General features: G+C 61.3%; 19 protein-coding genes. 11 read left to right on the forward strand and 8 right to left on the reverse strand.

Annotated features, from left to right (window positions below):
* Nucleotide 1 precedes the first annotated feature (1 nt).
* The 5 genes from lpdA to ACERZ8_RS16960 all read right to left on the reverse strand — a co-directional run bounded on the left by lpdA (nt 2) and on the right by ACERZ8_RS16960 (nt 8,044).
* Complete coding sequence (lpdA, locus tag ACERZ8_RS16940) at nt 2-1,399, reverse strand: dihydrolipoyl dehydrogenase (RefSeq protein ID WP_407593322.1); 1,398 nt, start codon at nt 1,397-1,399, stop codon at nt 2-4.
* Between the two features lie 129 nt (nt 1,400-1,528).
* Nucleotides 1,529-2,107 carry a DUF924 family protein gene (locus tag ACERZ8_RS16945; RefSeq protein WP_407593323.1) on the reverse strand — a complete coding sequence of 193 codons (579 nt, stop codon included), beginning with the start codon at nt 2,105-2,107 and terminating at the stop codon, nt 1,529-1,531.
* Between the two features lie 80 nt (nt 2,108-2,187).
* The gene (locus ACERZ8_RS16950; protein ID WP_407593324.1) at nt 2,188-3,456 is read right to left on the reverse strand and encodes an MFS transporter; all 1,269 of its coding nucleotides are present in this window, start codon (nt 3,454-3,456) and stop codon (nt 2,188-2,190) included.
* Between the two features lie 67 nt (nt 3,457-3,523).
* The gene (queA, locus tag ACERZ8_RS16955; protein ID WP_407593325.1) at nt 3,524-4,609 is read right to left on the reverse strand and encodes a tRNA preQ1(34) S-adenosylmethionine ribosyltransferase-isomerase QueA; all 1,086 of its coding nucleotides are present in this window, start codon (nt 4,607-4,609) and stop codon (nt 3,524-3,526) included.
* 21 nt (nt 4,610-4,630) lie between these two features.
* Nucleotides 4,631-8,044, reverse strand: a complete 3,414-nt coding sequence (locus tag ACERZ8_RS16960; protein WP_407593326.1) for a YhdP family protein — start codon at nt 8,042-8,044, stop codon at nt 4,631-4,633.
* 73 nt (nt 8,045-8,117) lie between these two features.
* Here ACERZ8_RS16960 and bcp point away from each other — a divergent pair, with 73 nt between their 5' ends.
* The 4 genes from bcp (at nt 8,118) to ACERZ8_RS16980 (ending at nt 11,381) form a co-directional block, all read left to right on the forward strand.
* Nucleotides 8,118-8,579 (forward strand): thioredoxin-dependent thiol peroxidase, encoded by a 462-nt coding sequence (gene bcp, locus ACERZ8_RS16965; RefSeq protein WP_407594304.1) that lies wholly within the window; start codon nt 8,118-8,120, stop codon nt 8,577-8,579.
* Nucleotides 8,579-9,388, forward strand: coding sequence for a ferritin-like domain-containing protein (locus ACERZ8_RS16970; protein WP_407593328.1), 810 nt, complete (start codon nt 8,579-8,581; stop codon nt 9,386-9,388). The genes bcp and ACERZ8_RS16970 overlap by 1 nt, the downstream gene beginning before the upstream one ends.
* Nucleotides 9,389-9,562: 174 nt before the next feature.
* Complete coding sequence (locus ACERZ8_RS16975) at nt 9,563-10,894, forward strand: DUF5930 domain-containing protein (RefSeq protein WP_407593329.1); 1,332 nt, start codon at nt 9,563-9,565, stop codon at nt 10,892-10,894.
* The gene (locus ACERZ8_RS16980) at nt 10,884-11,381 is read left to right on the forward strand and encodes a bactofilin family protein (RefSeq protein ID WP_407593330.1); all 498 of its coding nucleotides are present in this window, start codon (nt 10,884-10,886) and stop codon (nt 11,379-11,381) included. Before ACERZ8_RS16975 ends, ACERZ8_RS16980 begins: the two co-directional genes overlap by 11 nt.
* Before the next feature lie 72 nt (nt 11,382-11,453).
* On the opposite strand, the gene ACERZ8_RS16985 is transcribed toward ACERZ8_RS16980, so the two are convergent.
* Complete coding sequence (locus ACERZ8_RS16985) at nt 11,454-12,008, reverse strand: peptidylprolyl isomerase (RefSeq protein ID WP_407593331.1); 555 nt, start codon at nt 12,006-12,008, stop codon at nt 11,454-11,456.
* Nucleotides 11,998-12,507, reverse strand: a complete 510-nt coding sequence (locus tag ACERZ8_RS16990) for a peptidylprolyl isomerase (protein WP_407593332.1) — start codon at nt 12,505-12,507, stop codon at nt 11,998-12,000. The genes ACERZ8_RS16985 and ACERZ8_RS16990 overlap by 11 nt, the downstream gene beginning before the upstream one ends.
* 127 nt (nt 12,508-12,634) lie before the next feature.
* Between ACERZ8_RS16990 and ACERZ8_RS16995 the strand changes: the two genes are divergently transcribed.
* The 7 genes from ACERZ8_RS16995 (at nt 12,635) to ACERZ8_RS17025 (ending at nt 19,181) form a co-directional block, all read left to right on the forward strand.
* Nucleotides 12,635-13,822 carry a phosphoglycerate kinase gene (locus ACERZ8_RS16995; RefSeq protein ID WP_407593333.1) on the forward strand — a complete coding sequence of 396 codons (1,188 nt, stop codon included), beginning with the start codon at nt 12,635-12,637 and terminating at the stop codon, nt 13,820-13,822.
* Nucleotides 13,823-13,902: 80 nt separating this feature from the next.
* Entirely contained in the window at nt 13,903-14,679 is a 777-nt protein-coding gene (locus ACERZ8_RS17000; protein WP_407593334.1) for an SDR family NAD(P)-dependent oxidoreductase, read from the forward strand.
* Between the two features lie 94 nt (nt 14,680-14,773).
* Nucleotides 14,774-15,073, forward strand: coding sequence for an FtsB family cell division protein (locus ACERZ8_RS17005; protein ID WP_407593335.1), 300 nt, complete (start codon nt 14,774-14,776; stop codon nt 15,071-15,073).
* Between the two features lie 124 nt (nt 15,074-15,197).
* Nucleotides 15,198-16,211, forward strand: coding sequence for a pyruvate dehydrogenase (acetyl-transferring) E1 component subunit alpha (gene pdhA / locus ACERZ8_RS17010; RefSeq protein ID WP_407593336.1), 1,014 nt, complete (start codon nt 15,198-15,200; stop codon nt 16,209-16,211).
* A gap of 15 nt (nt 16,212-16,226) precedes the next feature.
* Nucleotides 16,227-17,609 carry a pyruvate dehydrogenase complex E1 component subunit beta gene (locus ACERZ8_RS17015; RefSeq protein ID WP_407593337.1) on the forward strand — a complete coding sequence of 461 codons (1,383 nt, stop codon included), beginning with the start codon at nt 16,227-16,229 and terminating at the stop codon, nt 17,607-17,609.
* 8 nt (nt 17,610-17,617) lie between these two features.
* Complete coding sequence (locus ACERZ8_RS17020; RefSeq protein WP_407593338.1) at nt 17,618-17,878, forward strand: hypothetical protein; 261 nt, start codon at nt 17,618-17,620, stop codon at nt 17,876-17,878.
* 1 nt (nt 17,879) lies between these two features.
* Entirely contained in the window at nt 17,880-19,181 is a 1,302-nt protein-coding gene (locus tag ACERZ8_RS17025; protein WP_407593339.1) for a pyruvate dehydrogenase complex dihydrolipoamide acetyltransferase, read from the forward strand.
* A 74-nt stretch (nt 19,182-19,255) separates the two neighbouring features.
* On the opposite strand, the gene cysE is transcribed toward ACERZ8_RS17025, so the two are convergent.
* Nucleotides 19,256-20,065 carry a serine O-acetyltransferase gene (gene cysE / locus ACERZ8_RS17030; protein WP_407593340.1) on the reverse strand — a complete coding sequence of 270 codons (810 nt, stop codon included), beginning with the start codon at nt 20,063-20,065 and terminating at the stop codon, nt 19,256-19,258.
* Nucleotides 20,066-20,128 lie beyond the last annotated feature (63 nt).

Below are 20,128 nucleotides of genomic sequence, written 5' to 3' on the forward strand. Positions count from 1 at the left end.
CCTACATGTGGATCACGCGGTCATAGGCGTCGAGCACGGATTCGTGCATCATTTCCGACAATGTCGGATGCGGGAAGACGGTGTGCATCAGGTCTTCTTCGGTGGTTTCGAGCGCTTGGCCCACCACATAGCCCTGGATCAGTTCGGTGACTTCGGCCCCGATCATGTGGGCACCCAGCAATTCGCCAGTTTTGGCGTCGAACACAGTCTTGATCATTCCCTCGGGCTCGCCGAGTGCAATTGCCTTGCCATTGCCGATGAACGGGAATTTGCCGACCTTGACGGTGTAGCCCGCCTCTTTCGCCTTGGCTTCGGACAGGCCAACGGACGCGACCTGCGGGTGGCAATAGGTGCAGCCCGCGATCGAGTTCGGTTTGATCGGGTGCACGTTATTCTTGCCCGCGATCAATTCGGCCACCATCGTGCCCTCGTGGCTGGCCTTGTGTGCCAGCCACGGCGCGCCCGCGATGTCGCCGATGGCATAAAGACCTTCGACACCGGTGCGGCAATATTCGTCCGTCACCACATGGGTGCGGTCGATTTTCACGCCCAAAGCTTCAAGGCCAAGGTTTTCGACATTCCCGACGATGCCCACGGCGGAAATCACCGTGTCAAAGTCGTGCTTTTCGACCTTGCCACCTACTTCGATATGGGCCGTGACCTTGCCCTTGGCGCGGTCAAGCTGCTTGACCATCGCCTTTTGCATGATCTTCATGCCCTGCTTTTCAAAGCTCTTCTTGGCGAAGGCAGAAATCTCTTCATCCTCGACGGGCAGAACGCGGTCCATCACTTCGACGACAGTCGTGTCGGCGCCCAATGTGTTGTAAAAACTGGCAAATTCGATGCCGATGGCGCCCGATCCGATGACCAGCAGCTTTTTTGGCATGCGTTTGGGCGTCAGGGCCGCCTTGTAGGTCCAGACCAGATCGCCGTCCGCTTCCAGCCCCGGCAATTCACGCGCACGCGCGCCGGTGGCAAGGATGATCGCCTTGGCCGTGACTTCTTCGGTGCCCTTGTCGGTCTTGACCGACACTTTGCCTTTGGCGGGGATCGTCCCCTCGCCCATGATCACGGTCACCTTGTTCTTTTTCAGCAAATGGCCGATGCCACCAGACAATTGCCCGGCGACCTGACGCGAGCGTTTGACCACCGCGTCCAGATCATAATCGACATTGTCGGCCTTCAGCCCGAATTCTTTGGCGCGGTGCATGAGGTGAAACACTTCGGACGACCGCAGCATCGCCTTGGTCGGAATGCAGCCCCAGTTAAGGCAGATGCCACCCAGATGCTCGCGTTCCACAACGCAGGTGCTAAGGCCCAGTTGAGCGGCACGAATGGCCGCCACATAGCCGCCGGGGCCCGATCCAACCACCACAACGTCAAAGGATTTCGCTGCCATATCATTGTCCTCGCCAAGCTCGTGTCCGAATTAGTTTACCGTTAAACCAATTCGCACGCGACCTCAACGCGACATTGCGCGACACTTCGGCATCAGCGCCCTAAGGCGCCGACACTTGTGATGTCATGATCAGGCTGCGGCGGCCTGTTCGAACTGGCGCAGGATCGAACCATACCCACCATTGTCGAGAAACGCCTGCTCGGCCGCAGTGGATTTGCGCCCCAGACATGCGTTGCGGTGCGGAAAGCGGCCAAACTGGCGGATCACTTCGCGATGCGCACGGGCATGAAGAAGGAACGTCGCATCGCCTATCCGCTCGCAGATCAGCCGCACGGCCCGATCCTGATCGCTTAGATTTTCGGAGTGTTCGAGCGGCATATAGAAAAAGACCCGCGCCGGTGGATCGACACGCAAATCCCAGCCCTTGGCAATCGCGGACTTGGCCGCGGCCAGTGCTGCGCCGTCCATCGCGAACGCCTGGTCCTGTCCCCGGAACATGTTGCGCGACAATTGATCGGTGAGGATCGTGTAGGCCAGCGCCCCGTTGGGATAGGTCAGCCAAAGCGCATACCGGCCTTCGGTCACGCCCTGCCACGCATCGCCAAAGCGCACGCGGATCATTTCGTCGAATTTTTCGTCATTCTGGAACCATTGCGCGGGACTGCACTCGTCCAACCAAAACCGCAATATATCGTCCGGACCTACCATGGTTTTCACTCCTGTTCCCATGCCCCGTGGTTAAATCGTTACACAGTTCCTTTTTGCGCGCCCAATCACGAAATACAACATTATGCAGCTTTATCGTCATCGTCTGCGGCAAGATCTGCCTGAATGGCGTATTCTTGTGCAATTTCCATGGACAAGGGCGTCGCGTAACCCTGCCCCATGGCGACATACGCCCCTGTATCCTCGACCGACCGCGCACCCCGCCGCGCGGCGCGATAGCTGCCATAGGATGCAAGGATGACAAACAGCACTGCGGTGAACATGTAGAACGCCGCAGGACCCGCGTTTTCCATCCACGCCCCGACGATCAGTGGGCCGAAAACTGCGCCCAGCCCGTTGATGAAAACCATGCCCCCCGAGGCCGCCGCCATATCCTCGTGTTCGAGGAAGTCGTTGGTGTGCGCGATCAGCAGCGAATAAAGCGGATTTGACATGCCCCCCACCACGAATGCGGTGATCAGCAGCATTGTGAAGTTTGGCCCAAAGAAGAAACCCACAAGCGATCCGACGGCACCGATGGCGGATACGATAATGATCAGCACGCGCCGGTCCATCCGATCCGAAATCCAGCCGATGGGATATTGCAGGACAACAGAGCCCACAAAGAAGGTCGCCACAAAGGTCGAAATCTGTGCCACGCTCAACCCCACTTGCGCGCCATAGACCGACGACATCCCGAACTGCGCCGAAAACACGCCGCCCAGCATGAACATCCCGAAACACCCAAGCGGCGATTTGCCTGCCAGCGTGCGCAGCGTCATCGGTTTGGTTGTGTCAAAGGCCGGTGTGGGGCTGATCGACAGCAGGATCGGCGTGATCGCAATCGACACCAGCACGGACGGAATCACAAACAGCACAAAGCCCGATGGGTCTGCCGTCAGCAGCAGCGCCTGGCTGGCCACGATGCCGAGTGTCTGCACGATCATGTACAGTGACAGCGCCTTGCCCCGGTTCGAATTGTCAGCAGCATTGTTCAGCCAGCTTTCCGCCGTCACGTAGACGGCTGAAAACCCGAACCCGATCACGACCCGCCCGATTGCCCAGACCCACGGGTTGGCAAATGTCGGGTAAAGCAGGATCACGGCAGAAATGATCGAGGCAAGGGCCGCAAACACCCGCACATGCCCGACCCGTTTGATCATCCCCGGCGCCATGCGGCTGCCGCCCAGAAATCCCGCAAAATAGGCCGACATAACGATCGACATCTCAAGCGTGGTGAAGCCTTCGATCTCTCCCCGGATGCCCAGCAATGTGCCCTGCATCCCGTTGCCCACCATCAGCAGGCACATACCCAACAACAGCGCCCACGCGCTTCTGAGGACTTGCAACATGGCCGCGATCTCCTGATGAGGTGCCTTTGTCCAGTGCCCTGACACGGGGCATGTGGCACGTCGCTCTTTAATACGACGCTGATGTGTCGGTTTTGTCGCCCTTGCCTGCGGGCAAAAGCAGTGATGCGTCACCGTAAGAGAAGAAGCGATAACGTGATGTCACCGCATGTTCATAGATGCGCCGCACCCGGTCCTGCCCCATCAAAGCGGCGACAAGCATCATGAGCGTCGACTTGGGCAGGTGAAAATTCGTCATCAGCCCATCTGTCACACGGAAGGTGAAGCCGGGGTAAATGAAGATGTCCGTCTCCCCTTCCCAAGCCGCGATACCGCCGTCGCGCGCCATTGTTTCGATCAGGCGCAGCGCGGTGGTGCCCACCGGAATGACCCGCGCGCCGCGCGCTTTCGCAGCAGTGATGTCGGTCGCGGCCTGCGCGCTGACCTGCCCCCATTCGGCGTGCATCTTGTGGGTCGTGACGTCCTCCACCTTGACGGGCAGAAACGTGCCCGCACCCACATGCAAGGTGACATAGGTCATCTCGACCCCACGCGCCCGCAACGCCGCCAGCAACGCATCATCGAAATGCAGCGAGGCCGTCGGGGCCGCCACCGCCCCGCTGTTGCGCGCCCATATGGTTTGATAATCTACCTTGTCCTGCGCATCCGCCGGTCGTTTTGCCGCGATGTAAGGGGGCAGCGGCATGGCACCGGCCTTGGCCAGGGCGGCGTCAAAATCATCGCCCGTCAGGTTGAAGCGCAGATGCCCCTGCCCGTCGCCTGTGCCCGCCAGGGTGGCCGACAGATCGGGGGAAAAGACGACAACTTCGCCCAGCTTTACCTTTTTCAACGGCTTGACGAGGGCCGACCATGTGCCATCGCTGCGTGGCTCCAGCAGCGTGACCTCGATCCGGGCTGTCGTGTCACCCTGGGCCGAGGTTCGCGCGCGGGTGCCGAACAGGCGCGCGGGGATCACGCGCGTGTCGTTCAGCACCAGCAGATCACCGGGGTTCAACCAGTCCACAAGGTCCGTGACGTGCTGATCACGGATCGTATCACCCTCTGCCACCAGCAGGCGCGCAGAAGAGCGTGGAACCGCAGGCCGCGTCGCGATCAGGTCGTCGGGCAGGTCAAAATCGAAGTCGCTGAGTTTCATGCGCGCGCTCTATCGCGAGGACTAGCGGCTGTCACGCGCTTCTTGGGCCTCGCGCAGGCGACGCTGCGCATTCGTCTCAACCGGAGCTTCCGGGGCAAATGCCTCGGGGCTGGCCGCAGTGGCCGGACCGTCCCCGACGTCCGGTAATTTGGGTGCAGGCGCACGAAAAATCTCGCGGAACATGCCCGGCGTGAGCGCGGACAGCGGATTGACCTGCACCTGCGGGTTGGTGGCCGGTCCGCGCAGCACATAGTTGAACCCGATCAACCCCTCGCCCTTGCGGGTCAGGATACTGCCGATGCCGTTGACCAGAAACAGCGGGGAAATGACGCCCTGCATGTCCAGAACGGATCGCGTTACATCATAGGTGCCATACATCGACAGGCCCATGGACGGGCCCACCGCGCTGGCCTCGGTGAGTGCCATAGTGGATGGTGTCAACCGGAACGCCGCCTCGACCTCCTGAAAGTGGATGCCGCTGCCGCGCATCTGATCCAGCAACCCGACGACACTGACTGCATTCAGCAGGGCGGCGATGGCAGGTGCATCCTGAATACGCGTTTCCGCGATCTTGAGGGTCCCGTCAAAGCTCGCCGCGCCAACAGGGAGCAGCGTCAAGGACAACGATCCACCCCGCGCCTGCTTTAGGATTCCTGCCGAGGCCGCGACCCCGCCCGCATCATCCGACGTCACGCGGATGGCACTGCGCCCGTTTTGCGGCAGAACCTGCCCGCGAATGGGGGTGCCGTTGTTGATGCTCGCCTGAAATTCGCCGTCCAGCCCGCGGGCCATGTTGAACTGACCGCGCAGCCCCGTCAGACGGATGGTGTCGGTGATACGCAACTGATCCAGCGCGAGGCTGAGCGGACCACCGCCCTGCGCGCCACCCGTGCCTGCACCGGCACCGCCAAAGTCGGCGCGCCGCAAATCCAGCGTGCCGCCACGCACGACCACGCCGGGGGCTGCACCCGCACCGCGTCCGACCAGATCAACAGGCGCATCCAGCCATTGCCCCACCTGCACGCGGTCAAAGCGCGCCCGCTCAAGCCCGCCGCCGGGGCGCAATGTGATCGCCCCCTGTGCCCGCAACCCCGGCGCATCCAGCACCAGCCGGTCCACGCGCGGCGTTTGTCCCAACCGCCCCGCGAGGGACAGTGTCGCTGGTGTGCGCGCCGCCTTGCTCCATCCCAAGGGCGGAGACGACAGACGGATGCCGCGCAGATCGGACGTCAGTTGAAAAGACGGTGGCGTATCGCCGACAGGCAGACCGACCGTGATGGTGCCCGTGCCCTGCCCGCTGACCAGCCCGGCAGGCAGACCAAGGCGAAAGGCATCAATGGTGCGCTCGGACAGCTCGATCGTTCCGGTCACGGTGCTGGCCTGCGGCCCCTTGCCAATGGGTTGCGCCCATGTTGCATCAAAGGGCACGCCGTCCAATGTGCCGGGCCCCGACACCTCGACGCCTTCATTGGTGGCCACGATGTCCAGCGCACTGGCCGCCAGTTTGCGCCCTTCGATCAATGTGGTGGTCAGCACATCCCGCGCGGTTGCTGTTGCGTTGAACACCATCTCATCCGGTTGCAACCCTTTGCGCAGAGGCAGGGCCAGTGTGCCCGTCACCTGCAAGCGCCCGTCTGCCAGATTTGGCAACAGGTTCGCCTTTTCCAGTACGTTCAGCGGCGGCAGGTCCAGCATGGCCAGCGCCCCCGTGATCGTCCCGCTGCTCTGGACGCGCACGACCGCCGGCGTGCCCTCCTTGGCGCTCACATCCGGGATGATGAAGGATGATCCGCCAACCTCGACAATACCGCCCTGTGGTGCTGTGACTTGTCCTGCGTCCATGGTGACCACGAACCGGTTGTCAAACAGGCTGGCGGTGCCGCGCGCGCCGGACACGGGCGGCAAGGTGTTGGCATAGCGCACATGCGCATCGTCGTAGTCAAAGCTGAGATAAGCCGTCGGCGGCACCCCGGGGCGTCCGCGCAACACGACATCCAGATCGCTGAGCGTGCCACCCAACAGATTGGCGTCAAGCCATGTGCGTGTCTTGGGCACCAGCCCCTCGGGCCAAAGCGCAAGCAGCCGTTCGGGCGACAGGCCGTCCATCTGCCCGTCCACCCCATAACTCCATCCGTCCGGACCGGCCTCAAGCACGCCGCGCGCCAAAAGCGTCTGGCCCTGATCCTGAAACAGCCCCTGCCCCACATCCAGACGAAACGGATCAAGTCCGAGGCGAAAGTCCATTTCGGCCGCATCAAAGCTGACAGCTTCGTCATAAAGGTTGGCTGGATTGGCCGTCAGCGTGCTTGAGCGGAACTGGCCCACAAGGGTGTCGAGTTGGCCCGCCTCGGTGAGGCCCAGCACGGTCTGCCCCTCGATCCGGCCCGTGATCCACGCGCTGTCGACCGATAATTCGTCAAAGGTCAGGACGCGCGCGCCGGGGTCATAGGTAAAATAGCTGCGCGCCGAATTGAACGGCACGGGCCGGGTCGCATCGGTGGGCTGGATCACACCTGCGGCAATCGTCAGGGTGGCATTGAGCGGCGCAAGCCGCCCGTCCGCCGTCACGCCTGAGCGCACCGCCCCCGAAATCGGCGCGCGCAGCACGTCGAGCCACGCAAAGGGCGGTGCGAGTGTTGCGATGTCACCAGCATCCACATCTCGGATCGCAGCACCGAAAGTTGCGGCGACGTCGCCAAGGCGGCTTTCGTAACTGACGGCAAGCGTTGCGACCCCCTGCCCGCCGCTGAGCAGCGCCAGATCGGAGGTGATGCGCACCGCCTCTTCATCACGGGCGAGCCGCATCCGACCGCCATCCACGGTCCACGCCCTATCCGAACGCACGTCCTCGACCCGCAGGGTCAGGGACTGCACATCGACCGTGTGCAATGCCGCCAGCGCTGGCCGGGTCAGAATCCCGTCAATCTGTTCGATCAACTCCGGCAGCGTGGCAGCCTGCCGTTCAGGGGCAGACAGGTCAAGCCCGCCGGACAAAACCACCGACCCATCGGCCTGACGGCGCAGCTTGGCAAAAATCCCGCTCACCGCGATCTCGGTCGGGCGCAACTCGCCGCGCAGCAAATCCTGCAGGGACAGACCGGCGCGCATCTCGGCAAAGGCCGCGATTTCTGCCCCGGAGTCCGTGATCAGTTGCACATTTGTCATGCGCACCTGCGGGCGGGTGGACTCCTCGACCACAAGGTCGAGCGCATCAAAACGTAAAGTCGCTGTGCCAAGCGCGTCTGCCGCGCGCGTCTCGATCTCCGCCCGCACCCAGTCAGGCGCTGACACAGGCCGCCCCATCAGCACATAAAGCACAACACCCAGCATCGCCGTCACCGTCAGGGTGACCAGCAGACTGCCGATCCTGTGGCGTTTCCACAGGCTTTGGCGGCGCTTTGGCGGCGCGGGTGTCGGGGCGTCGGTGCTGCTCATGCCTTTATTCTTGTCTGACCTGACCTATCATGCCAGTCACATCTTTCACATGCCCGACGAAAAGGCCAAATACATGCTCGATATCGCGACACCCGCCCCCGATTTCACGTTGCCGGACGCCAATGGTGACGATGTGACCCTGTCTGCCCTGCAAGGCGGCCCGGTGGTTCTGTACTTTTATCCGCGCGACGACACGCCGGGCTGCACCAAGGAATCCATCGCCTTTTCAGAGCATCTGGACGCCTTTGAAGCCGCAGGCGCAAAAGTCTATGGCATCTCGAAGGACAGCGTCGCCAGCCACGCCAAATTCGCCACCAAGCGCGAGCTGACCGTGCCGCTTTTGTCAGACGAAAACGGGACAGTGTGCGAGGACTATGGCGTGTGGAAGGAAAAGAATATGTACGGCAAGAAATACATGGGGATCGAGCGCACGACCTATCTGATCGATGCCAACGGGCACATCGCGATGGTCTGGCCCAAGGTCAAAGTGCCGAACCATGCCGAGGCTGTTCTGGCCGCTGTTCAGGCGCTGTGATGCAGCCTCTTGCGCAGATGGCCGACGCTGTGCTGCGCAGTGCAGATGGGCGGGAAAAGACGGCGCTGTCACGCAGCCTGGCCGCTGAATGGCAGGCTGCCCGCAAGGATGGCGCGCGGCCCGACATTGGGCGCGCTGATCCGCCGATGCACCCGGCGCGCCCCGCGCAGCCCGAACTTCTGAGCCCACGTGACGTGCCGCGTCGCCGACCCGGCAGCCCCGAGGGGCGGATCGCGCTGCTGCATGCCGTCGCTCATATCGAGCTCAATGCCGTCGATATGCACTGGGACATCATTGCACGCTTTGCGGATGTGGAGATGCCGATCGGGTTTTATGACGACTGGGTCAAGGCAGCAGACGAAGAGTCCAAGCATTTCAACCTGATGTGCGATTGCCTTGAAGCGTTGGGGAGCCATTATGGCGCCCTGCCAGCCCACGCAGGCATGTGGCGCGCCGCAGAAAACACGGCAGACGATTTTATGGGGCGTCTCGCAGTTGTACCCATGGTGCTTGAGGCGCGCGGCCTGGATGTCACACCGGGGATGATCGACGTGTTTCGCAAGGCCAAGGCAGATCAGGCCGTCGCCGCGCTTGAGACGATCTACAGCGAAGAGGTCGCCCATGTCGCCTATGGATCGAAGTGGTTCCACTTTCTGTGTGGACGTCACGAGATGGATCCGAAGGACGCATTTCACGCGCTGGTGCAGCGATATTTCCACAGCCCGCTCAAGCCGCCCTTCAACGAGGAAAAGCGCGCCGAGGCGGGTTTGCCACCTGACTTTTATTGGCCCCTCGCCGTAGCGGACTGATCCGTATGGATTTTTATGAGCGGATTTCCGCCGATATGTCACAATTCACTACGAGTTTTGCCCACGTAAAAGGATGCCCCTTGCCGCAACAAGCCCACCACTTTATGCACAGGCCCTAAGACACCGGGTTGGGGGACGTGAGTGTCGGGATTGGGACGGGACAAGGAACACGCAGTGCGGACACGCATCGGCATCAAAGTGCACGGGTTACTGGAACACTATTTTCCGGAACGACGCGTCTTCCTTAAATCTGACAATGACACACGTTTCATAAGGCTGCGGCCATCCACGCAATTGCTGGCATTCGCCGGCAGTTCGTTCGTGGTGGCATGGGCCATTGTTGCAACGGCCATCCTGCTGATGGACAGCATTGGCGCAGGCAATTTCCGCGAACAGGCGAAACGTGATCAGCGCACCTATCAGTCGCGCCTGAACGACTTGTCCGGCCAACGTGACAGCCGCGCCGAAGAGGCGCTGGCCGCACAGGAACGGTTCAATGCGGCACTTGCGCAGATTTCCGTGATGCAGACCGAATTGCTGGCATCCGAAACGCGGCGACGCGAGTTGGAAACCGGTATCGAAGTCATTCAGGCCACCTTGCGCGGCACCATGAAAGACCGCGAACAGGCGCGCGAGCAACTGGCCAACCTCGAAACCCAGATCGAAACCGAAGGGGTGACGAGCACGACATCCACGGGCGGCGCAAATGCGCCGATGGATTTCGTCGCCGAGGCGCTGGCCCGAACCGCCGCTGAGCGGGATCAGGTTGTCGAGGACGCACAGGATGCGCTGCTTGCCGCCGATGCGATGGCCACCGAAATCGCGCTGATGAAGGAACAGAACGACCAGATCTTCCGCCAGCTGGAAGAGGCGATGACCGTTTCTGTTGCCCCGCTCGACAAGATGTTCCGCGCCGCCGGTATGCCCACAGAGCGTATCATCGAGCAGGTCCGTCAGGGGTATTCCGGTCAGGGCGGCCCCCTCACCCCGCTGAGCTTTTCGACCCGCGGAGAAGAGCCAAGCCCCGACACATTGCGTGCCAACCGCCTGTTAAACCAGATGGATACGCTGAACCTCTACCGGATCGCCGCGCAAAAAGCGCCCTTTGCGACGCCGGTGAAATCGTCCTTCCGCTTCACCTCTTCCTTCGGGTTCCGCCGCGATCCCAAAACCGGCGGGCGGCGCATGCACAATGGCGTGGATTTCGCCGCCTCCCTTGGCACCCCGCTTTATGCGACAGCCGATGGTGTGGTGACGCATTCGGGCTGGTTGTCGGGCTACGGGCGACTGGTCAAGATCCAGCACGAATTCGGGATCGAAACCCGCTATGCGCACCTGTCCCGACTTAACGTTAAAGTTGGTCAAAGGGTCTCGCGCGGGGATCGGATTGGTGATATGGGAGCCTCTGGACGGGTTACAGGCGTGCACCTGCACTACGAAGTGCGCGTTGGCGGCAAGGCCGTGAACCCGATGATCTATATCAAGGCAGCGAACGATGTTTTCTAAAAGCAAAATCAACGAACCCGGCCCCAGTGCGGACACAACCAAGCCTGCGGCCACACCCGCAAGCCCGGCGCCAGCAGCGCCGAAATCCAGCGAGTTCAAGGCCAGCGCCCCCAAGGCCAAGCCCCCCGCCTCGATCCTGTCGGCGGATTTGCACATCACTGGCAACATGAAGACAACCGGCGACATCAATGTCGAAGGCACCGTCGAAGGCGACATTCGTGCCCACCTGCTGACCATCGGCGAAAGCGCCACGATCAAGGGCGAAGTCATTGCGGATGACGTTGTCGTCAATGGCCGCATCGTTGGCCGCGTGCGTGGTCTGAAGGTGCGTCTGACGTCGACCGCGCGGGTCGAGGGTGACATCATCCACAAGACCATCGCAATCGAATCCGGTGCCCATTTCGAAGGCTCCGTGCAGCGTCAGGATGATCCGCTGAATTCCGGTGGCAAGGGCGCGCGCCCAACACCCGGTGCCAAGAGCGACTGAGCCGTTCTGCAAGACAAAAAAGGGGCGCTGCATCTGATGTGCAGCGCCCTTTTTTGTTTGTCTTCCAGTCTCTTATTCAGTGACGCTCACATCTGACATCAGGTCCGGGGCACCGGTGATCGCGCCTGAACGGGGGTGGCCCCGCTTGATCGCGTCCAGCACATCAAGACCGGACGTAACCGTGCCCACAACCGTGTATTGACCATCCAGAAACGGCCCCGGCGCGAACATGATAAAGAACTGGCTGTTGGCACTGTCGGGATCCTGGGAGCGCGCCATGCCGACCACACCGCGATCAAAGGTGATCTCGGAAAACTCGGCTGGCAGATTGCCAAGGTCCGACCCACCCCGCCCGGCCATGCGCGCATCATAGCCATCGATCTGGCCAAACTGCACATCGCCCGTCTGCGCCATGAACCCGTCGATCACACGGTGAAAGACGACGCCATTATAAGCGCCCGCCTCGGCCAGTGTGGTGATGCGGGCGACGTGCCCCGGTGCGACATCCTCAAGCAGATCGATAGAGATCACGCCGCTTGCTTCACCCGAAACGGTGATGTCGATGCCTGTGGCGAGCGCGGGGGTCGCGGCCAACAGTGCGATCAGTGCCGCGCTTTTACGCAACATCAGACGCCACCTTGACGCTGATCATGCGGTCCGGCTCCGCTGGCGGCTCACCGCGTGCGATGGCGTCCACATGCTCCATCCCGTCCACGACCTGTCCGTAAACGGTGTACTGGCCGTTCAGGAAATCATTGTCCTTGAAATTGATAAAAAACTGGCTGTTGGCGCTGTCGGGGTTGGACGAACGTGCCGCACCCAGCGATCCGCGCGCATGGGGGATTTTCGAGAATTCCGCGGGCACATCCGGCTTGTCCGACCCGCCTGTTCCGGCCATGCGGATGTTGAACCCGTCTTCCATGTCACCGTGCTGCACATCACCCGTCTGTGCCATGAACCCGTCAATCACGCGGTGAAAGGCGACGTTGTCATATTCCCCGGCGCGGGCCAGGTCCTTCATCCGCTCGACATGCTGGGGGGCGACGTCGGGCATCAGCGCGATGGTGACAGTGCCCCCCTTGAGTTCCATCAGGATCGTGTTTTCGGGGTCTTTGATCTCGGCCATATTTGCCTCTTTCCTCGGAGTTATTTGCCCACTTACCTAAGCCGCACAGGCGCAAGGGACAAGTCGTGCATTGACGCGTCGCGCAATTGTCGCGATGCAAGGACGAAACGCTGGACAGGAGGCTGAGATGGGCTGGAAAACGCTGGATGATATGGACCTTTCGCGCAAACGGGTGCTGACGCGGGTGGACATCAACGTGCCCGTCGAAGACGGCCGCGTGACCGACGCCACCCGGATCGAACGCATCGCGCCGACGATCAATGACATCCGCGCCCAAGGTGGCAGCCCTGTCCTGCTCGCCCATTTTGGCCGTCCCAAGGGCAAACCCGTTCCCGAAATGTCGCTTGCGCCCCTCGTCCCTGCCCTTGAGGCTGCGTTTGGCTGCCCTGTCACCTTTGTTGAGCGCCCAAGCCGCGACGTTATTGATGCCCAGCCGCAGGATGCCGTGATCCTTGTCGAAAACACCCGCTTCAGCCCGATGGAAGAGGCCAATGATCCAAAGATGGCGCAGTTCCTCGCCTCGCTGGGTGATGTCTTTTGCAATGATGCGTTTTCGGCCGCGCACCGCGCCCATGCCTCGACCACCGGTGTCGCGCATCTGCTGCCTTCTTGTGCGGGGCGTCTGATGCAGGCGGAACTGAGCGCGCTTGAGGCGGCCCTGTCGAACCCGCAACGCCCTGTCGGCGCGGTGGTGGGCGGGGCCAAAGTGTCAACCAAGCTGGATCTGCTGATGAACCTAGTCGAAAAGATCGACGTGCTGGTGATCGGCGGCGGCATGGCCAACACGTTTCTGGCGGCACAGGGCGCCCACCTTGGCGCATCGCTGCAAGAGGCGGACCTGCACGACACCGCACGCGACATCATGGCCAAGGCGGCGCAATCGGGCTGCCGCATCGTGCTGCCCGCGGACGGGCGCGTCGCGCGCGCATTCAAAGCCGGAGCACCCTATGACACCGTGTCCCTTGATGCCGAAACCCGGCTTGAGGACGACCAGATGGTGCTGGATGCAGGCGACGATGCGGTGTCGGCCATCGTGTCGGAATTCGCGACCCTCAAGACGCTGATCTGGAACGGACCACTGGGCGCTTTCGAAATCGCCCCCTTTGACACCGCCACTGTCGCGGCCGCACGCGCGGCGGCCGACCTGACGACATCGGGCCAACTGGTCACCGTCGCTGGCGGCGGGGATACGGTCGCGGCCCTCAATCAGGCCGGAGTTGCTGAAAACTTCACCTATATCTCCACTGCGGGGGGTGCTTTTCTTGAGTGGATGGAGGGCAAGGAGTTGCCGGGCGTCGCCGCGCTGATGCAATAATGAGGCTGACACATTGCCGCGATGCCGTCGGGCCTTACCTGATTGTGCAACGTACAGCTTGATTTGAGGGGGAATTCGACATGGCAAACTGGACACTGATCACCGGCGCATCCGAAGGATTGGGGGTCGAGTTTGCCCACATCGCCGCCAAGGAAAAGCGCAATGTGATCCTGGCGGCGCGATCCAAGGACAAGCTGGAAAAAGTGGCCGAGCGGGTCCGCGCGCTGGGTGTCGAAGCCGTCGTGATCCCCGCCGATCTGTCGGAGACGGGCGAAGTGGATCGTCTGTGGAAAGAGGCCACCAAGGGGCGCAGCGTCGATGTGCTGGTCAACAATGCGGGTCTTGGATCGAACGGGTCATTTGCCGACGAGGCGACCTGGGAGCGCGAGATGAGTTCGATCAACGTCAACATGCTGGCCCTCACCCGCCTGATGAAACTGGCGATCCCCCATATGAAAGGTCTGGACAAGGGGCGTATCCTGAACGTCGCATCGATTGCGGGCTTTTCGCCCGGTCCGGGCATGGCGGTCTATTGCGCCACCAAAGCCTATGTGCTGTCCCTGTCCGAAGCGGTGGGCAATGAGTTGAGCGGCACCAACGTAACCGTCACTGCCCTGTGTCCGGGCACGACGGCGACGAACTTTTTCGAAGATGCCAAGATGACCGATGCCAAATTGCTGGAGTTCGCCAAACCCATGGATCCCGCCATCGTCGCCGAGGCCGGGTGGCTTCAGGCGCGCATCGGCAAGCCCGTCGTGGTGCCCGGAGCCATGAACAAGCTGATCACCGTTTTGCCCCGGTTCGTGCCGCGCAGCCTCACAACCCTGCTGAACGGCAAAATAATGAATGAACACTAGGGCTTTAGGCCCGAAAAAGGATTCACAACGCGCCCCGTCTGTGCCATAGTGCGTGCAGCCATCCAGAAAGAGATGGCACCAGAAGGCAGCAGAAATGACCCGCACCGCACGTCCCGCATTGGGCACAGTCATATTTTTCGCCGTCGCGTTCGCGCTCGGGATTTACTTCACATTTGCTGCCGTGCAGGGCGATTACGGACTGTTTCGCCGCGCCGAAATCGACGCCGAAGCCCGCGATCTGGCCGCACAACTGATGGCCGTTCAGTTCGAGGTGGCCGAGATGGAAAACCTGACCCGCCGCCTGTCGGATGACTACCTTGATCTTGATCTGCTCGATGAACAGGCCCGCAGCGTGCTGGGCATGTTGCGCAGCGACGAAATCGTCATCCGCTAAAACCCCGCACTCTCAACACCTTACGCGCCGCTTTCCGTTGCGGCATATTCGCACTCGCCCCCGCGCGCAGATCCTGTAAGCAATAGTTTAACGCTAAACTATATTCTCTATCTGGAGGGCACCCATGGCCGCGCGCAAAGCCACGAAGAAACCGAATGTGTCAGCGGAGGAGCTCAAAGCCTATTATCGCGACATGCTTTTGATCCGCCGCTTTGAGGAAAAGGCGGGCCAGCTTTACGGCATGGGTTTGATCGGCGGGTTCTGCCACCTCTATATCGGGCAGGAAGCGGTTGTTGTCGGCTTGGAAGCGGCGGCCAAGGAAGGCGACAAGCGCATCACATCCTACCGCGATCACGGCCATATGCTGGCCTGTGGCATGGATCCCAACGGTGTCATGGCCGAACTGACAGGCCGCGAGGGCGGCTATTCCAAGGGCAAAGGCGGGAGCATGCACATGTTCTCGAAAGAAAAACACTTTTATGGCGGCCACGGCATCGTGGCGGCACAGGTGCCCCTTGGGGCCGGCCTTGCGTTCTCGGACATGTACAAGGGCAACGACAACGTCACCTTCACCTACTTTGGCGACGGCGCGGCCAACCAGGGCCAGGTCTACGAGGCCTATAACATGGCCGAGTTGTGGATGCTGCCGGTCGTGTTTGTCATTGAAAACAACCAATACGCCATGGGCACCTCGACCAAGCGGTCGACCAAATCCCCCAGCTACTGGGAACGCGGTGCGGCTTACGGCATTCCGGGCGAAGAAGTGGATGGGATGGACGTGCTGGCGGTCAAGGCCGCAGGGCAAAAGGCGGTCGAACACTGCCGGGCAGGCAAAGGCCCCTACATCCTCGAGATCAAGACGTATCGCTACCGCGGCCACTCCATGTCGGACCCGGCCAAGTACCGCACCCGCGAAGAAGTCCAGAAAATGCGCGACGAACGCGACCCGATCGAAGCGGTCCGTTCCATGCTGCTGACTGGTAAACACGCGAGCGAAGATGACCTCAAGGCCATCGACAAGGAGATTAAGGAAGTGGTCAACGCCTCTGCCGAATTCGCCAAGGAAAGCCCCGAGCCCGCGCTCGAAGAGCTTTGGACAGACATTTATGCCGACGACGCGGCACCGCAGAACGCGTGAGATAGGAGAGACATCATGGCAACCGAAATTCTCATGCCCGCCCTCTCTCCGACCATGGAAGAAGGCACATTGGCCAAGTGGATGGTGAAGGAAGGCGACACCGTCTCGTCAGGGGACATCATGGCCGAGATCGAAACCGACAAGGCGACGATGGAATTCGAGGCCGTCGATGAAGGCATCATCGGCAAGATCCTGATCGAAGAAGGCACCGAAGGCGTCAAGGTCAACACCGCCATCGCGATCCTGATCGAAGAAGGCGAAAGCGTGGACGATGTGCAGGCCTCTTCCGCCCCTGCCCCCGCCGCGCTCAGCGGGGATGAGGGCAAGGCGGCGTCGCCAGACACCGCCTCGACCCCGGCCAGCGTCCCGGCCGCGCCCAAGGCGGACACCAGCCCCGATTGGCCCGAAGGCACGGCGATGAAACAGCAGACCGTGCGCGAAGCGCTGCGCGACGGCATGGCCGAAGAAATGCGGCGTGACGACACCGTGTTCCTGATGGGCGAAGAAGTGGCCGAGTATCAGGGTGCCTACAAGATTTCCCAAGGGATGCTGGATGAATTCGGCCCCAAGCGCGTGATGGACACACCCATCACCGAACACGGCTTTGCCGGGATCGGGGTTGGCGCGGCCTTTGGCGGCCTGCGCCCGATTGTCGAATTCATGACCTTCAACTTCGCCATGCAGGCGATTGACCACATCATCAACTCGGCGGCCAAGACGCTGTACATGTCCGGCGGTCAGATGGGCGCGCCCATGGTGTTCCGTGGCCCCAACGGTGCAGCGGCACGCGTCGGTGCCCAGCACAGCCAGGACTATGCCGCGTGGTACATGCAGATCCCGGGCCTCAAGGTCGTGATGCCCTATTCGGCGTCGGACTATAAGGGCCTGATGAAAACCGCGATCCGCGACCCCAACCCGATCATCTTCCTTGAGAACGAGATCCTATATGGGCGCACCTTCGACGTGCCGGACATCGACGACTATACTGTTCCCTTCGGCAAGGCGCGCATCTGGCGCGAAGGCGACGATGCCACCATCGTTTCCTTCGGGATCGGGATGCAATACGCACTGGCCGCCGCCGAAAAACTGGCCGAGGACGGGATCAACTGCGACGTGATCGACCTGCGCACCCTGCGCCCGATGGACACGGCGACCGTTCTGAATTCCGTGATGAAAACCAACCGCTGTGTCACAGTCGAAGAAGGCTGGCCGCAGGGGTCCGTCGGCAACTACATCAGCTCGGTGATCATGCAGGAAGCGTTCGATTACCTCGATGCGCCGGTGATCAACTGCACGGGCAAGGACGTGCCGATGCCCTATGCCGCCAATCTTGAAAAACACGCGCTGCTGACAACGGACGAAGTCATCGACGCCGTCAAACAAGTCACGTACCGCTAGGGGTTGGCATGGAGATCAGAGGCCGCGATCCCGCCACCGAATGCTACCGGGTCGATCTGACGGTCGACGGGCGCACCGTAACGGCCCTCGTGCCGGAGCGGCTGGCGTCGGGGCCGCGCCTTTTTGGTGCGCGTCCGTCGCATCAACAGGCCTATGTCTGGATGGCGCAAGAAAAGAACGGGATCGAGGCCGCGATCACCCAACTGGCCCGCGGCGGAACACGCCTCAAGGCCCCGTTTGACCAAATAATACTGACCGAGGATCGCTAACATGCCTACAGAAATTCTCATGCCCGCCCTGTCACCCACGATGGAGGAAGGCACGCTCGCCAAGTGGTTGGTCAAGGAGGGGGATACGGTTGCGTCCGGCGATCTTCTGGCCGAGATTGAAACCGACAAGGCCACGATGGAATTCGAGGCCGTGGACGAAGGCACGATTGGCAAGATCCTCATCGCCGAAGGCACCGAAGGGGTGAAGGTCAACACCGCCATCGCCGTTCTGCTCGAAGACGGCGAGAGTGCAGATGACATCGGCGCATCGTCAGCGCCCAAGGAGCCCGACGCAACCCCCGCCCCTGCCGCCGCTGCCCCGGCAGGAGACAGCGCGCCCGCCGCAACCCCTGCCCCGGCCGCACCAAAGTCGGGCGATGGCACGCGCGTGTTTGCCTCACCGCTTGCCCGGCGGATCGCAGGGCAAAAAGGGCTCGATCTCAGCGCCATCAAGGGCTCGGGCCCGCATGGTCGGATCGTCAAGGCAGATGTCGAAAAGGCCGAAGCTGCACCAGCAGCCAAAGAGTCGCCCGCAGCAGCATCTGCTGCGCCAGCCGCCGCGGCCCCATCGGGTCCATCAGCAGACGCGGTTGCGCGCATGTACGAGGGTCGCGAGTACGAGGAAATCAAGCTCGATGGGATGCGCAAGACAATCGCCGCCCGCCTGACCGAAGCCAAACAAACCGTGCCGCATTTCTACCTGCGCCGCGACATCCAACTCGACGCGCTGCTGGAATTCCGTGGCACGTTGAACGGCCAACTGGCAGAACGCGGTGTAAAGCTGTCAGTCAATGATTTCATTATCAAGGCCTGCGCCATTGCTCTGCAACAAGTGCCGGATGCCAATGCCGTCTGGGCCGGTGACCGGATGCTGAAGCTGACCCCCTCGGACGTGGCCGTCGCGGTCGCCATCGAAGGCGGTCTGTTCACGCCCGTCCTTCAGGACGCGCACCAAAAATCACTCTCCGCACTGTCGGCTGAGATGAAAGACCTCGCCACGCGCGCCCGCGACCGCAAACTCGCACCGCATGAATACCAGGGCGGCAGTTTCGCGATCTCCAATCTCGGCATGTTCGGCATCGACAATTTCGACGCGGTGATCAACCCGCCCCATGGCGCCATTCTGGCTGTCGGTGCGGGCGTCAAGAAACCGGTTGTGGGCAAGGATGGCGAGGTGGGCGTGGCAACGGTTATGTCCGTCACCCTCTCCGTGGATCACCGGGTGATCGACGGCGCACTTGGGGCGCAACTGCTCAACGCGATTAAGGAAAACCTGGAAAATCCGCTGGCGATGCTGGCGTAACAGACCTGCAAAAATGCAAAAAAGGCCGGAGCGTGCGCTCCGGCCTTTCTCGTTTCAAATATCAAACGCGGTGACTACTGATCTTTGCCCAGCATATGGTTCATCGACACCGCCGGCTGATCACAACCCGCTTCGCCCACGATCCGCGCGGGGATACCCGCAACTGTTTTGCAGGGCGGCACTTCTTCCAGCACCACGGACCCGGCAGCAATCCGGCTGCAATTGCCAACGCGAATGTTGCCCAAAACTTTCGCACCCGCCCCGATCAGAACACCGTCACCGATCTTGGGATGCCGGTCTTCCTCTTCCTTGCCGGTTCCGCCCAAGGTGACGGAGTGCAGCATGGAAACATCGTTGCCGACGACGGCTGTTTCACCAATCACAATGGAATGGGCATGGTCGATCATGATGCCCTTGCCGATGGAAGCCGCCGGGTGAATGTCCGCACCAAAGATTTCCGAAACCCGCATCTGGAAGAAATAGGCAAGGTCATAATGCCCTTCGGTCCACAAAAAGTGGCCGACACGGTAGGCTTGGATGGCCTGATAACCCTTGAAGTAAAGGATCGGTTGAACCAGCCGGTGGCACGCAGGGTCACGCTCGTAAACAGCAATCAGATCAGCCCGCGCGGCATCCACCAGTTCGGGCGATTTCTGATACGCTTCCTCGACGATCTCGCGCACGACAACCATCGACATCTCGTTCGACGCCAGCTTGGCCGCGATGCGATAGGACAGCGCCTTTTCAATCGACTTGTGGTGCAGGATACAGGCGTGGACAAACCCGCCAATCAGCGGTTCGTCGACAACTGCTTGACGCGCTTCGTCATTGATCTGTTCCCAAAGAGGGTCAATCGCAGTGATATTCGTTTTGAGATAAGCCATAACGCATCCTTTCCGGATCTGCATACCTCAAGTAAGTCGTTTCTTCCAAACGCAAACCTGTGA

Source organism: Tateyamaria armeniaca (assembly GCF_045797845.1).
Classification (GTDB): Bacteria; Pseudomonadota; Alphaproteobacteria; order Rhodobacterales; family Rhodobacteraceae; genus Tateyamaria; species Tateyamaria armeniaca.